Source organism: Nocardia sp. 852002-20019_SCH5090214 (assembly GCF_001665865.1).
Taxonomy (GTDB): domain Bacteria; phylum Actinomycetota; class Actinomycetes; order Mycobacteriales; family Mycobacteriaceae; genus Nocardia; species Nocardia nova.
Window position 1 is genome coordinate 1 of sequence record NZ_LZMK01000085.1, and the last position, 612, is coordinate 612.

General features: G+C 65.2%; 1 protein-coding gene. It reads left to right on the forward strand.

The window, feature by feature from the left end:
* On the forward strand, positions 1-612 hold a 612-nt coding region (locus A5780_RS07670), incomplete at both ends, for a TetR/AcrR family transcriptional regulator C-terminal domain-containing protein (protein ID WP_064908109.1).

Consider the following 612-nt stretch of genomic DNA (forward strand, 5'->3'; position numbering starts at 1 on the left):
CGACGGCGTCGAGGGGTTATCGATGCGCCGTTTGGCCGACGTGGTGGGCCGGGACCCGATGGTGATCTACCGGCATGTACCGAACAAGGCGGCGGTGCTCGACGGTGTGGCCGAGCTCGTCTTGGGGCAACTGAAAGTGGACAGTACCGACCCGGATTGGGGCGGCCGATTGCGGATAGTCGCTCGCGATTTCCGCGAACTGGCGCTGTCACATCCGCGGGTGGTGCCATTGCTGGTGACGCGACCACTGGCAACGCCGCTCGGGCAGCGTTCCCAGGCGGTGTTACGGCCGCTGGAGGACGTACTCGCATTGCTCACCCGTGCCGGTTTCTCCGGCGCCGACGCGCTGCACATCTATCGCGCTCTGTTCGGTTTCCTCTATGGCCATGTCCTCAATGAGCTGCAGGAATTGGTGGAACGTCCGGAAGAGTCCGACGAAGTATTGCGACTCGGCCTGCATCGGCTGCCGGTCACCGAGTTCCCGTTACTGCGCCAACTCGCGCCGGTGCTGGCCGACTACGACGGTGAAGCCGAGTTGGAACGCGGGCTCGACATCCTGCTGGCCGGCCTTACGGCCACCCTGCCGAAGCCTGGCGAGGGTGCCACTGTGGC